The 12535-nt window shown below is 72.5% G+C and carries 11 protein-coding genes; 6 read left to right on the forward strand and 5 right to left on the reverse strand.

From position 1 onward, the window contains the following. The first annotated feature begins 121 nt into the window (after positions 1 to 121). A complete protein-coding gene (locus tag OHT57_RS06010) occupies positions 122 to 796 on the forward strand; it encodes a TetR/AcrR family transcriptional regulator (RefSeq protein WP_328744994.1) in 675 nt (224 codons plus the stop codon). Here the strand turns inward: OHT57_RS06010 and OHT57_RS06015 are convergent. Continuing rightward, the gene (locus OHT57_RS06015) at positions 784 to 2286 is read right to left on the reverse strand and encodes an LVIVD repeat-containing protein (protein ID WP_328744995.1); all 1503 of its coding nucleotides are present in this window, start codon (positions 2284 to 2286) and stop codon (positions 784 to 786) included. The genes OHT57_RS06010 and OHT57_RS06015 overlap by 13 nt on opposite strands. Before the next feature lie 110 nt (positions 2287 to 2396). On the opposite strand from OHT57_RS06015, the gene OHT57_RS06020 reads away from it, so the two are divergent. Further along, a complete protein-coding gene (locus OHT57_RS06020) occupies positions 2397 to 3050 on the forward strand; it encodes a DUF305 domain-containing protein (protein WP_328744996.1) in 654 nt (217 codons plus the stop codon). A 61-nt stretch (positions 3051 to 3111) separates the two neighbouring features. Here the strand turns inward: OHT57_RS06020 and OHT57_RS06025 are convergent, their stop codons facing one another. Further along, complete coding sequence (locus tag OHT57_RS06025; protein WP_328744997.1) at positions 3112 to 3579, reverse strand: DUF6214 family protein; 468 nt, start codon at positions 3577 to 3579, stop codon at positions 3112 to 3114. Positions 3580 to 3768: 189 nt separating this feature from the next. On the opposite strand from OHT57_RS06025, the gene OHT57_RS06030 reads away from it, so the two are divergent. From OHT57_RS06030 to OHT57_RS06045, 4 genes are all read left to right on the forward strand, one after another. Further along, positions 3769 to 5106, forward strand: a complete 1338-nt coding sequence (locus OHT57_RS06030) for an FAD-dependent oxidoreductase (protein ID WP_328744998.1) — start codon at positions 3769 to 3771, stop codon at positions 5104 to 5106. Between the two features lie 196 nt (positions 5107 to 5302). Next, complete coding sequence (locus tag OHT57_RS06035) at positions 5303 to 5542, forward strand: hypothetical protein (RefSeq protein WP_328744999.1); 240 nt, start codon at positions 5303 to 5305, stop codon at positions 5540 to 5542. A 10-nt stretch (positions 5543 to 5552) separates the two neighbouring features. Next, positions 5553 to 6017 (forward strand): hypothetical protein, encoded by a 465-nt coding sequence (locus OHT57_RS06040; RefSeq protein ID WP_328745000.1) that lies wholly within the window; start codon positions 5553 to 5555, stop codon positions 6015 to 6017. Positions 6018 to 6113: 96 nt separating this feature from the next. Then, on the forward strand, positions 6114 to 6851 hold the full coding sequence (locus OHT57_RS06045) for a thioesterase II family protein (protein ID WP_328745001.1): 738 nt from the start codon (positions 6114 to 6116) through the stop codon (positions 6849 to 6851). Positions 6852 to 6901: 50 nt separating this feature from the next. On the opposite strand, the gene OHT57_RS06050 is transcribed toward OHT57_RS06045, so the two are convergent. From OHT57_RS06050 to OHT57_RS06060, 3 genes are read right to left on the reverse strand one after another with little or no spacing between them, the layout of a single operon-like run. Next, positions 6902 to 8941 carry a beta-ketoacyl synthase N-terminal-like domain-containing protein gene (locus OHT57_RS06050; RefSeq protein WP_328745002.1) on the reverse strand — a complete coding sequence of 680 codons (2040 nt, stop codon included), beginning with the start codon at positions 8939 to 8941 and terminating at the stop codon, positions 6902 to 6904. Continuing rightward, positions 8938 to 9264 (reverse strand): hypothetical protein, encoded by a 327-nt coding sequence (locus OHT57_RS06055; protein ID WP_328745003.1) that lies wholly within the window; start codon positions 9262 to 9264, stop codon positions 8938 to 8940. The genes OHT57_RS06050 and OHT57_RS06055 overlap by 4 nt, the downstream gene beginning before the upstream one ends. Next, a complete protein-coding gene (locus OHT57_RS06060) occupies positions 9261 to 12533 on the reverse strand; it encodes a non-ribosomal peptide synthetase (RefSeq protein WP_328745004.1) in 3273 nt (1090 codons plus the stop codon). Before OHT57_RS06060 ends, OHT57_RS06055 begins: the two co-directional genes overlap by 4 nt. Positions 12534 to 12535 lie beyond the last annotated feature (2 nt).

Here is a 12535-nt window from a genome sequence, read left to right on the forward strand (position 1 = left end):
ACCCTGGACGATCCCCCGCGTCGCCCAGAGCAGGCGGCAGCCCCGACCAGGCCTTTTGCGGGCCGATCAGGACGTCCTGAGTATAGTTGGCTGATAGCCAGTCAACACAGGAGTTCTCAGCATGTCCCCGCGCAGCGCCTCGGTCAATGAAGAGTTGCGCCGTCGTTCCCGGGAGCGGTTCCTGCAGGCGGCCCTCGAACTCGTCTCCGAGCGCGGATACGAGGCCACGACCCTCGGCGACATCGCGGACCGGGCCGGTTCGGCACGCGGTCTGGTGTCGTACTACTTCCCCGGCAAGCGCCAGCTGGTGCAGTCGGCGGTGCACCGGCTCATGCACCGCACGCTGGAGGAGGCCCTGGAGCGCGAGCCGCACACCGAGGACGGCCGGGAGCGGATGGCTCGGGCCATCGACGCGATCCTGGGTCTGACCCGGGACCGGACGGTGCTGATGCGCCAGCACATGGCGGGGCTGCTGGACACCGCCGGCTTCGTGGAGTGCCCGGAACAGCAGCGCCTCGCCGAGCTGCTGCGCGAGACGATGGAACGGCACGGTTCACAGGAGGTCGGCAGCGAGTACCCGATGCTGCGCTCGCAGCTCATGGGCGCGGTCTACGCGATGGTCGTACCGAACGTCCCGATGCCGCTCGCGACCCTGCGCGCCGAGTTGTTCACGCGCTACCGCCTCGACTGGGAGCAGGGCGTCCCGCCGGGCACCGAGGCACCCGACGGGGCGTACGACATGGATCTGTCACGTTTCTTCGAGACGGGCCGGGAGTCCGAGGGTCAGTCGAAGTAGTCCGGCTGCGTCTGGACGTTGAGCTCCTTCAGCCGCACCTTCCTGGCCGGATCCGTGCGCCGGTCGCTGAGCTTGAGGACGTCGAAGCCCTTGGCGATGTCGTTGGAGTAGATGTAGCCGTTGTAGTAGTACGCCGACCAGGCCCCGCCGGTCTGCATGGTGCTCGTGTTGAGCGGACCGCGCTCGAAGTAGGCGATCTCCCGGGGCTTGGACGAGTCGGTGAAGTCCCACACGGACACGCCCCCCTGGTACCACGCCTGGACCATGAGGTCCTTGCCCTTGACCGGGATCAGCGAGCCGTTGTGGGCGACGCAGTTCTCGGTGGCGGCCTGGTAGCGGGGGATCTTGAAGTAGCTGCGGAAGGCGAGCTTGCGCTTGTCGCCCTTGCCGACGATGTCGTAGATGCCGTCGGCACCGCGGTTCGGGCCGATCTCCGCGTTGCAGGTGGCCGCACCGCCGCCGCCCAACTCGTCGGTGAAGACGACCTTGTTCGCCTTCTGGTTGAAGGTCGCCGAGTGCCAGAACGCGAAGTTCACGTTGTCCTGGACGCGGTCGATGACCTTCGGGTTCTCCGGGTCCTTGATGGAGAACAGGATGCCGTCGCCCATGCAGGCGCCTGCCGCCAGGTCCTTGTCCGGGAGCACCGTGATGTCGTGGCAGCCGGTGGTCTTGGAGACGCCCGGGTTGGTGGGCGAACCGGGGTTGCCGCCGCCGTCGGGGCCCTCGCCGGGGAAGAGCACCGGGAAGTTGACGACCGCCGCCTTCTGGGGGGCGTTGCGGGGCACCTTGATGACAGAGATGCCGTCGTGCGGCGGCCGGCAGTCGGGGTAGGTCGCGCTCGGCGAGTACGAGGAGACGTAGAGGTAGACGTTCCTGCGCTCCGGTACCAGCGTGTGAGTGTGCGAGCCGCAGGCGGTCTCCACGGCGGCGACGTACTTCGGGTTCGTCTTGTCGCTGATGTCGAAGACCTTCATGCCCTCCCACGACGACTTCTCGGTCGCGGGCTGGGTGGTGCTGCTGCAACTGCTGTCGTTGCGCGAGGAGTCGGTGGACAGGAACAGCAGGTTCCCGGAGACGGAGATGTCGTTCTGCGAGCCGGGGCACAGCACCTGGGCGACCGTCTTCGGCGCCTTCGGGTTTCTGATGTCGAAGATGCGGAAGCCGTCGTAGTTGCCGGCGAAGGCGTATCCGCCCTGGAAGGCCAGGTCCGAATTGGTGCCGGGCAGCGCGTCCTTGGGGATGTTGACGAGGTGCTCGATGTTGTCGGAGTGGACGATCTCGTCCTGGCCGGGTATCTCGCCGTCGGCGATCGCCGCCCGCACCTCGGCCTCGGTGCTCTTGGACACTCCCTTGCTCGCGGCCGGGCCGTCCCCGGGGTCGGGGGTCGCGGCGGCCGGTACCGCGGTCAGCAGTGCGGCCAGGAGACCCGCGGCGGCCGCGGCAACTCCCAGGCGTCTGTGGCGGGTTCGGGGAATTCTCGACAGGATCACTGTTTCCTCCCTGTGCGATTCTTGTGGAACGCTTCACGCACCCCCGCAGTATCGTCTTCACCATGCACAGATCAACAGAGGGCAACGAGACTGTAATGAAGGGACCCTGGATGACCCCTGTGCTCTTTCGCCGCGCGCCCCGCGCGACCCTCACCCTGGTCGCTCTGGCAGCCCTGGCCCTCGGGGGCTGCGACTCCGGTGCGGATCCCGGGTCGGCCTCGGCCACCGGGCCCTTGGTACTGGTGCCGGGCGGACCGGGCGAGGCGAACCGCACGCTGTCGGCAGAGGACGCGCAGGCGCAGCGGGACGACGACGACACCCCCAACTCGGCCGACGTCTCGTATGCGCGCATGATGATCGAGCACCACGCCCAGGCCCTGGAGCTGACCGAGCTGGCGCCTGAGCGTGCCGAGTCGGCGAAGCTCAAGGCCCTCGCCGAGCGGATCTCGGCCGCTCAGGGGCCGGAGATCGACGCGATGAGGGCCTGGTTGAAGGAGCACGGCCGGCCCGGGAAGAGCGGCGCCCACGAGCACGCCCCGATGCCCGGCATGGCGACCGAGGCCCAGGTGAAGAAGTTGCGCGCGGCGAAGGGGGCGGCCTTCGACCAGCTCTTCCTCACCCTGATGATCACTCACCACGAGGGAGCGATCACCATGGCGACGGACGTCAAGGGACAGGGCAACAACATCCGGATCGAGGAGATGGCGGACGACGTGGTCGCCCAGCAGACGAGCGAGATCAACCGGATGCGGAGCATGCTCTGAACGAGCTCGCCGCCGGCACCGGAGTGCTCGTCGAGCCAGGTGACTCGGCGAACCGCCTTGCTCAGCGCTGTGCGTGACGTGGCGTCAGGAATCCCGCGTCGCGTGCCTGGGAGATCAGTCTGAGCGTTTTGCGGCGGCTGTGACCTGTCGCGCACATCACCGCGAGGACCGGGTCGACGCCGTCGTCCTGAGCGGCCTGGTACTCCTGCGCGATCAACCAGCGGCCCTCCATGCCGCGCGGCCACGCCGGGCGGGCGCGGCGCGGCCCGGTCCCCGCCTCGGTCTCCGTCTGCGCCCGGGGCTCCGTTCCACCGGCCTCGAAGAGCGGCCCCTCGATCCAGTCAGCGAGCGCGCCCAGATCGTCGAGCGACAGCGCGGGCATCGCCCGGACGTCCTCCAGGCAGACGCCCCCTTCGGACACCACGGCGAGTGCGTCGACCTGCGCTCCGTCGGAGAAGGCCAGCCGGACGTTGAACCACGCCACGGCGCCCTCGTCCTCCCGCACTTCCCACGCGGGCCACACGGACACGTTGCCGTCCGTCGGACAACGATCAGAAAGATTAAGAAAGGATGTTTCAAGCACACACGCAACGTAACCGCATGATCACATTCCATACGAACGGACACGCACGTCGGGATGGCACCGGCACCCTGTCAGAGCAGCACCGGCGGTGCGATCCTGGAGATGTCAGCGACTCCTCAGGGAAGGAGTTCCGCCGTGTTGCGTGTCGCCGTGGTCGGCTCCGGGCCGAGCGGGTGCTACACCGCCCAGAGCCTCGTACAGCAGGATCCCGGTGTCCTCGTCGACGTCCTGGACCGGCTGCCCTGCCCGTACGGTCTGGTGCGTTACGGCGTGGCACCGGACCACGAGAAGATCAAGTCGCTCCAGAACAACCTGCGAGGAGTCCTGGAGCATGAGCGGGTGCGGTTCCTCGGCGGGGTCGAGATCGGTCCGGGCGGGGTGCCGGCCGGGCGGCTGCGCGAGCTGTACCACGCCGTCGTGTACTGCGTGGGTGCCGCGACCGACCGGCATCTGGGGATTCCGGGCGAGGACCTGCCGGGCAGCTGGTCGGCGACCGAGTTCGTGTCCTGGTACAGCGCCCACCCCGACTCGACGGCCGACGCCTTCGTGGCCGGTGTCCGGTCGGCGGTGGTCATCGGGGTGGGTAACGTCGCCGTCGACGTGACGCGGATGCTGGCGCGCGGGGTGACGGAGCTCCGCACCACCGACATGCCGCAGCCCGCACTGGCAGCACTGGCGGACAGCCGGGTGGCGGACGTCCACATGGTGGGGCGGCGCGGCCCCTCCCAGGCCCGCTTCACCACCAAGGAGCTGCGCGAGCTGGGTTCACTCCCGGACACCGACATAGCCGTGCGCGCAGAGGAGTTGGCGCTGGACCCGGCGTACCTCGACCCCGCTGCCCTGGCCGCGCCGCAGCGTCGGAACGTGGAGGTGCTGCGCGGCTGGGCGGGACCTGGCGCACACCCTTCGCCGCACAGGATCTCCCTGCGCTTCTTCCTGCGTCCCGTCGAACTGCTCGCCGACGGCGGCCGGGTGGGCGCGGTCCGCTTCGAACGGACGGCACCTGACGGACGGGGCGGCGTGACCGGAACCGGCGAATTCGAGGAGATCGAGGCCCAGTTGGTGCTGCGCTCGGTGGGCTACCTCGGAGTCCCGCTGGAGGACCTGCCGTTCGACCCCGCCACCGCAACCGTGCCCCATCTCGCCGGCCGGGTGCTGCGCGAGGGCGTGGTCGCACCGGGCGAGTACGTGGCCGGCTGGATCAAGCGGGGCCCGACGGGTGTCATCGGCACCAACCGGCCGTGCGCGAAGGAGACGGTGACGTCCCTGGTGCAGGACGCCGCCACACTCGTACACAAGGATCTGCCGGGCGACCCGCTGGCCGCGCTGCGGGCGGCGGGGATCGAGCCGGTGGGCTGGACGGGCTGGTGCGCGATAGAGCGAGCGGAAGCTGAGCTGGGAGCCTCCCTGGGCCGGGGCGTGGTGAAACTCCCGGACTGGCAGTCCCTGATGAACGCCGCGCACGGTCTTTAGGACAGGGCCGGGTTCTCCCTTCGCAGTAAGTGCCTCTGCGTGTCGTTGTTCGGGTGCGGCGGTCGTGGCTGGTCGCGCCGTTCCCCGCGCCCCTTCTGGGGCGCCGCCCAGCTGCCGCCTCTACCGCCGGTTGCCGTGCTCTCCGATCTCTAGCCTCAAGTCCCGTAGGCATAAGGCGACTTGGGAAGGGACTCGTATGAACAACGGTCTTCGTACGGCGGCCGCGGCCGCTGCGCTGGTCACCGGGCTCGTCGCGGCGGGCAGCGCGCCCGCGGCGGCTGCCGCCCGGCCCGAGCGGATCACCTCGCAGGCGCAGCTGGCGGCGAGCATCGCCAAGGCTGTCGCGGCCGAGGAGGAGAGCGGCGCCGTCACCACCGGCGTCGTCGGCGGCATCTCCGTCAGCAGCAAGCCGGGCACCTACACGGCCTCCTGCTAGGGGTGCGGAGGTGAGCACCGTGGAACGCCCCGTCAACTGGTGTCCCAGCGGCGACGCGAGTCGCCCCGAGTCCGTGGTCCTCGGTGTCCGGTCCGGGGAGCGCGGTGAGGTCGTCTATCTCGCCGATCCGGTACCGGCCGCCGAGGTGCTCGGCGGTATCCCGGAGGGCATCGCGCCCAACCGGGTGCTGCGGTTCGCCTCGCACTGCGTGTCGGACTGTGCGAACCGGGTGGGCGACGCGTGCGGTCTGATCGAGCGCATACGGGCCGTACCGGCGAAGGCCGAGACCGGTGCCGTACCGCGGTGCCACCTCCGCCCGCACTGCAAGTGGTGGAACCAGGTCGGCGTGGAGGGCTGTCATCGCTGCCCCGCCGTCGTCACCCTCAACCCGCACGACGACGAGCTGAACGTGCTCGTCGCGGACCCCGCGACCACACTGGACGAGTTGGAGAGCTGGATCGCCGCGGCGGAGTGAGAGCGCGCCGCGCACACCGTGCGACAAGGGCCCCGGGCCGGGGAACCGGCACCGGGGCCCGGTCCGTTTCCTGTACCGAGGACAGAGAGGATTTCCATGGCCGACTGGATACGGCGTTTCCACCCCGCCGCCGACGCCCCCGCCCGCCTGCTGTGCTTCCCCCACGCGGGAGGCGCGGCCGCCGCCTACCACCCCCTGTCGGCCGCGGTCACGGGCCCGCTGGAGCCCCTGGTGGTGCAGTACCCGGGCCGGCACGACCGTTTCGCGGAGCCGTTCGCCGAGCGGATCGGCGAGGTGGTGGACGCCGTACTGGACGCTCTGTCCGCGGATCCGGCCGGGCGACCGCCGGCGCTGTTCGGGCACAGCATGGGCGCGGTCGTGGCGTTCGAGACGGCCAGGGCGCTGCAGGCGCGGGGCCAGGTGCCAGCGGCGCTGTTCGTGTCGGGGCGCGGCGGGCCCTCGGTGCCGGTCGCGGCCCGGTGGCCGAAGGCGCCCTCGGACGCCGAACTGCTCGCGGAGATGCGGCTGCTGGCCGGCACCGACGACGTCCTGCTGGCCGACCCGATGCTGCTGGAGCTGATCCTGCCCGCCCTGCGCGCGGACTACGCGATGCTGTTCGCCCACACCCACCGCCCCGGCCCCCGGCTGCGCTGCCCGGTGGTGGCGCTGACCGGGGACGCGGACCCGAGGGTCCCGGTCTCGGCGGTGGCGGCCTGGGAGCGGGAGACCGAAGGGGCGTTCACGACGCATGTGCTGCCGGGCGGGCATTTCTTCGTGGACGAGCATCTGCCGTACGTGGCAAGGGTGTTGACGTCGGTAGGCGTAGGCGTGTGAGGGTGTGAGGACGAGCGGAAGGGGCCGGCGGACACCGCCGGCCCCTTCTTTCACACGCCCTCGAACTCGCTGAGCAGCGCGTCCAGCGCGTCGTCCGGCTCCCTGGCCTCGACGATCCGCCGGGCCAGTTCGTCGAGGGTCAGCTCTTCCAGGAACAGGGTGAGCGGAACGTCGATGTCGAAGTCGTCGCGCAGGCAGCCCACCAGGTGGACGGCGGCCAGGGAGTCCCCGCCGGCGGCGAAGTACGTCATCCCCAGGTCGTCGGCGGAGTCCAGGCCGAGCGTCTCGACGAGCAGGGCGCGTACGGCCGGGTCGAGACCGGCGTCCGGCGCGGTCTGCGGCTCCGGCTCCTTCGCCGACTGCGCGCGGACCGTGTCCAGGCCGAACGCCCCGTGGCTCTCCCCCGCGAACGGGTACGTCGGCAGCGCGACCCGGCGGCCCCGGCCCGGCCACGGCAGCCGCTCGTCACGCAGCCACGCCTCGCCGATCGCCCGCAGGTCGTCGGCGCCCGCCGGGACGGACCCGGCGCGGCCCTCGGCCAGTTCGGCCAGCCGGGCCGCGGCCTCCTCCCGGTCGGCGGCCAGGACGTAGGCGCGCTCGGCGAGCGGCGTACGGCCGAAGCGGAGGGTGTGGGCGGTGTCCGCGAGGCTGGGGGCACCGGGGGTGCGCAGGACGGCGGCGAGGCGGCCCGCGAGGGTCTTGAGGGCGTCCTCGGTACGGGCGGAGAGCAGCAGGACCTCCGGTCCCGAGGTGGCGGCAGGAGCGGGGCGCGGCGGGGCCTGTTCCAGGGCCACGTGGACGTTGGTGCCGCCGATACCGACGGAGCTGATGCCGGCCCGGCGGGGGCCGCACTCCGGCTCGGGCCAGGGCGCGGCCCGGTCGACGACGTGGAACGGCGAGTCGTCGAGGGCGAGTTCGGGGTGCGGGCGGCCGGCTCCGGCAGTGGGGGCGAGGGTGGCGTGCTCCAGCATGAGGACCGTTTTGATGAACCCGGCGACACCCGCGGCCGCGTCCAGGTGGCCGATGTTCGCCTTCACCGAGCCGAGGCCGACGGAGCGGGTGCCGAGGGCGCCCTTGAACGCGGCGGTCGCGGCGCTCGCCTCGATCCGGTCGCCGAGTTCGGTGGCCGTGCCGTGCGCCTCCAGGTACTGGGCGTCGGCCGGATCCAGGCCCGCCGACGTCCAGGCCTCGACGATGGCGGCGGTCTGCTGGTCGACGCCGGGGGCGGTGAAGCCGACCCGGGCGGCACCGTCGTTGGTGACGGCGCTGCCGCGGATGACGGCACGTACCGGGTCGCCGTCGGCGAGCGCGTCCGCGAGACGGCGCAGTACGACGACGCCGACGCCGTTGCCGGGCACGGTGCCGCCGGACCGCTCGTCGAAGGGGCGGCAGCGGCCGTCGGGCGAGAAGATGCCGCCCTGGTAGTGGACGTATCCGCGGCTGCGCACGGTGTCGACGGCGACGCCGCCGGCCAGCGCGGTGTCGCAGTCGCCGAGCAGCAGCGCCTGGACGGCGAGGTGGATCGCGGTCAGGGAGGTGGAACAGGCCGTCTGGACGGTCAGGCTCGGGCCGTCGAGGCCCAGGCGGTAGGAGATCCAGGGGGCGAGGAACTCGCGGTCGGTGAGGATGCGCACCTGGAGCGCGCCGAGCTGGGCCGCGAGCTTCGGGTCGGTCTGGGCGGCCAGCATGTGCTCGGTGACGCCGCCGCCGACGTAGACGCCGGTGCGAAGCGGTGCGGCGAGCGGGTCGTGCCCGGCGTCCTCCAGCGCGGACCAGGCGGTCTCCAGGAGCAGCCGGTGCTGCGGGTCCAGGGCCGCGGCCTCGGTGCGGTGGAAGCCGAACAGGGCGGCCTCGAAACGGTCGGCGTCGGCGAGGACGCCCTTGGCGGCCACGTAGTCGCGGCCGCGGATCTCGTCCGGGTCGGCGCCGTCGGCGAGGAGTTCCTCCTCGGTGAGGTCGGTGATCGAGCAGACCCCGCCGACGAGGTTCCGCCAGTACGTGTCGAGGTCGGGGGCGCCGGGGAAGCGGCCGCTCATGCCGATGACAGCGATGGCGGAGTCGAGGGCCTCGGAAGCTGCGGTGTCGGTCATCGGAGTGTGCCTTTCCGGGAGCGGGGGCGTCGGACGGCGGCGGTGCGCCGGTGGTGCCGGTGGTTGCCGGGGTCGCCGGCGGTGCGCCGGTGGCCGCCGGGCGGGGTGGCCGCGCTCGCCCCGGCCGGGTGCGGGGCGAGACGCGGGCGGGGAGTCGCCGATGCCGCCGCGGTGGTGGCGGTCATCGCGGGGTTCCCCTGCGGGAGCTGAGTCGTGAGGCGGCGGTGGTGGTGCGGGAGGCTGCCGGGGGTGGCGGCCTCAGGGTGCGGGGCGAGGTGCCGGAGGGGAATCGCCGGTGCCGCCTCGGTGGTGGCGGTCGTCATGGAGTCCCCTTGCGGGAGCGGAGCCGTCGGGCGGCGGCAGTGCGTCGGTGGTGCCGTTCGTCGCCGTGGGCTGCCGGGTCGGGGAGGTTCGCCGCGCGGGCCTGGTCGAGGCGGGTGGCGAGGGAGGCGACGGTGGGGTGGCGGAACAGGTCGACCAGAGTGAGGCCGCCGTCCAGGCCGGCTTCGCGCAGCGCGGCCAGCACCCGGAGCAGGCGGACCGAATTGCCCCCCATTTCGAAGAAGTTGTCGTGGACGCCGACCCGGTCCATGGTCAGGACGCGTGCCCACACGTCCGCGATCCGGCGTTCCATGGCGGTGTCCGCGGCCGTCCAGGACACGTCCGGGGTGCGCAGGGTGAGGGCCGGTTCGGGCAGCCGGGAGCGGTCGATCTTGCCGTTGCCGCTGAGCGGCAGCTCGTCGAGGCGGACGAACACCTCGGGCACCATGAAGGCGGGCAGCCGCCTGGCGAGGTGGGCGCGGAGCGCGTCGTCCGGGGGTGGGGCGGTGCCGTCGCGGCCCACCACGTAGGCGACGAGCCGCTGTTCGGCGCCGGTGCCGCGCACGGTGGCCGCGGCGATCCGGATGTCCGGGTGGGCGGCGAGCAGCGACTCGATCTCGCCGAGTTCGAGGCGCACGCCCCGCAGCTTGACCTGAAGGTCGCTGCGCCCGAGGTAGGTCAGCACACCGTCGGCGTCGATGCGGCCGAGGTCGCCGCTGCGGTACATCCGGGTGCCCGGGGCGCCGTACGGGTCGGCGACGAACCGTTCGGCGGTCAGGCCGGGTTGCCCGATGTAGCCGCGGGCGAGTCCGGCGCCCGCGATGAAGATCTCGCCGGTGACGCCGACGGGGACGGGCCGCAGCCGGTCGTCCAGGACGTAGTAGCGGGCGCCGGCGACGGACCGGCCGAGCACGACGGGTCCGCCCGGGGTGAGGTCGCCGGTGTGAGAGTAGACGGTGACCTCGCTGGGACCGTAGGCGTTCACGATCCGCCGCCCCGGTGCGTGCAGCCGCTCGACGAGTTCGGCGGGGCAGGACTCGCCGCCGACGGCGAGGGTGCGCAGGTCGGGCAGTTGTCCGGTGACGTCGGGCAGCAGCATGGCCGCGGACGGCGGCAGGAACACATAGGTGATCCGGGAGTCGCGCAGCCGGTGCAGCAGGGCCTCGCCGAGCCGCTCGTCCTCGTGCGGGACGTGCAGCTCGGCGCCCGCGACCCAGGGGAAGAACAGGTCGGAGACGGCGACGTCGAAGCCGAAGGCCACGAACTGCAGCACCCGGTCCGCGGCCGTCACCGGGAAGGAGTGGCGCGCGGCCATGGTCAGGTTGACCAGGGCCCGGTGTTCGACGGCCACGCCCTTGGGGCGGCCGGTGGAGCCGGAGGTGAACAGGACGTAGGCGAGGTCGCGGGCGCCGGGCGCCGGCCCCTCGTGGACGGGCGGCGGCTCGGTCGGGTCGGTGCGGTCGACGCGCAGGGAGGGCACGCCGAGTCGCCCGGCCCTCTCGGCGGTGGCCTCGGCCGTCAGCAGCAGGCCGGTCCCGGAGCAGTCGACCATGTAGCGCAGGCGGTCGTCGGGGTGGGCGCGGTCCAGGGGGACGTAGGCGCCGCCCGCGCGCAGCACCGCGAGGGCGGCGAGGCCCTGGTCCGCCGAGCGGGGCAGCAGCACGCCGACGCGGAATCCGGGGCGTACTCCGGCCGCACGCAGCCGGGCGGCCAACACGTCGGCACGCGCGAGGAGTTGGCGGTAGTCGAGGCGTTCCTCGCCGTGCACCAGGGCGGTGGCGTCCGGGCGGGCCGCGGCGACGTCCGCGATCAGGTCGGGGACCAGGCGGTCGGCGGGGGCGGCGTCGGCGAGGCGGTCGGCCTGCGCGAGGATCAGGCGCCGCTCGTCCTCGGCGACCGGGTCGAGGGACGAAAGGGGGGCGTGCGGGGCCGCGAGGAGGCCGTCCAGGAGAACGGTGAAGTTACGGGTCCAGCGGCGGACGGTCGCCGCCTCGAACAGGTCGGCGCGGTAGATGAACTGGGCGGCCAGGTCCTCTCCCCAGCGCTCCACATGCAGATGGAAGTCGAACTTCGCGGTGTCCAGGGCGAGTTCGAGCCGTCGGGTTTCGGTGCCGGCCAGTTCCAGGGTGAGGGCGGTGTCGTCGTCGTAGGCGAAGACGACCTGCACCACCGGGTCGTGTGTGGTCTCCCGGGCCGGCGCGAGGGCGTCTACCACCGCTTCGAACGGGGCGTCCTGGTGCGGGGCGGCGGCCCGCAGTGCGGTGCGGACGCGGGCGGCGAGTTCGTCGAGACAGGGGTCGCCGCTCAGGTCGACGCGCAGGGCGAGGGTGTTGGCGAGCATGCCGACGGTCTGCTGGAGCTCGGGGTGCTCGCGGCCGGACACCGGGTAGCCGATGACGAGGTCCGCACAGCCGGTGAGGCGGCCGAGGAAGGCGGCGTAGGCGGCGAACAGCACGGTGAAGGGGGTCGCCTCCGAGGTCGCGGCCGCCTCGGCCAGGCGGGCGCGGGTGGCGGCGGGCAGCCGGAAGGGTACGGTGCCGCCGGATGCCGAACGGACGGCGGGGCGCGGCCGGTCGGTCGGCAGTTCCAGGGTGGCGGGCGCGCCGCGCAGGTCCTGAACCCAGTGCTGTACGGCCGGTGCGTAGACGCCCGCTTCCTGCCGTTCGCGCTGCCAGAACGCGAAGTCCGGGAACTGCAGGGCCGGTTCGGGTGGGCTGTGGGGCCGGCCGGCCGTCTCGTCCCGGTAGGCGGCGCCGATCCCGTCGAGCATGACGCCCAGCGACCAGCCGTCGCAGACCAGATGGTGGGCGACGAGCAGGATGCGGTGGGTGCCGTCGTCGACCGCGTACACCGCGCAGCGCAGCAGGGGCCCGGCGGCCGGGTCGAAGGGGCGGGCGGCCGCCGTCCGCATCAGCGCGTCCACGCGGTCCGCGGGTACGCCCTCCTCGACGGTGAGCGCGGCCCGGCCGGTGGCCCGTACGAGCTGGGTCTGGGTGCCGTCGGGGGCGGTGCGGAAGACGGTCCGCAGGGACTCGTGCCGGGCGACCAGCGCGTCCAGGGCGCGGCCGAACGCGGCGACGTCGAAGGGGCCGCGCACGGCGAAGGCGGCGGGCACGTTGTACTGCGCGGTGCCGGGGTTCAGCTGGTCGAGGACCAGGAGCCGGCTCTGGGCGTCGGAGACGGGGAACTCGTACTCCTCGTGCGCCCGGGACGCCTCGATGGGGTCCTGGTCCGCGGCCGGCTGGGCGAGGTCGAGGGTGTCGGTCGTCATGG

Source organism: Streptomyces sp. NBC_00285 (genome assembly GCF_036174265.1).
Lineage (GTDB): Bacteria > Actinomycetota > Actinomycetes > Streptomycetales > Streptomycetaceae > Streptomyces.

Coding starts and splice junctions, on each gene's coding strand:
- OHT57_RS06010 (WP_328744994.1), top strand. CDS start 122: ATGTCCCCGCGCAGCGCCTCGGTCAATGAAGAGTTGCGCCGTCGTTCC.
- OHT57_RS06020 (WP_328744996.1), top strand. CDS start 2,397: ATGACCCCTGTGCTCTTTCGCCGCGCGCCCCGCGCGACCCTCACCCTG.
- OHT57_RS06035 (WP_328744999.1), top strand. CDS start 5,303: ATGAACAACGGTCTTCGTACGGCGGCCGCGGCCGCTGCGCTGGTCACC.
- OHT57_RS06045 (WP_328745001.1), top strand. CDS start 6,114: ATGGCCGACTGGATACGGCGTTTCCACCCCGCCGCCGACGCCCCCGCC.
- OHT57_RS06050 (WP_328745002.1), bottom strand. CDS start 8,941: ATGACCGACACCGCAGCTTCCGAGGCCCTCGACTCCGCCATCGCTGTC.
- OHT57_RS06055 (WP_328745003.1), bottom strand. CDS start 9,264: ATGACGACCGCCACCACCGAGGCGGCACCGGCGATTCCCCTCCGGCAC.
- OHT57_RS06060 (WP_328745004.1), bottom strand. CDS start 12,533: ATGACGACCGACACCCTCGACCTCGCCCAGCCGGCCGCGGACCAGGAC.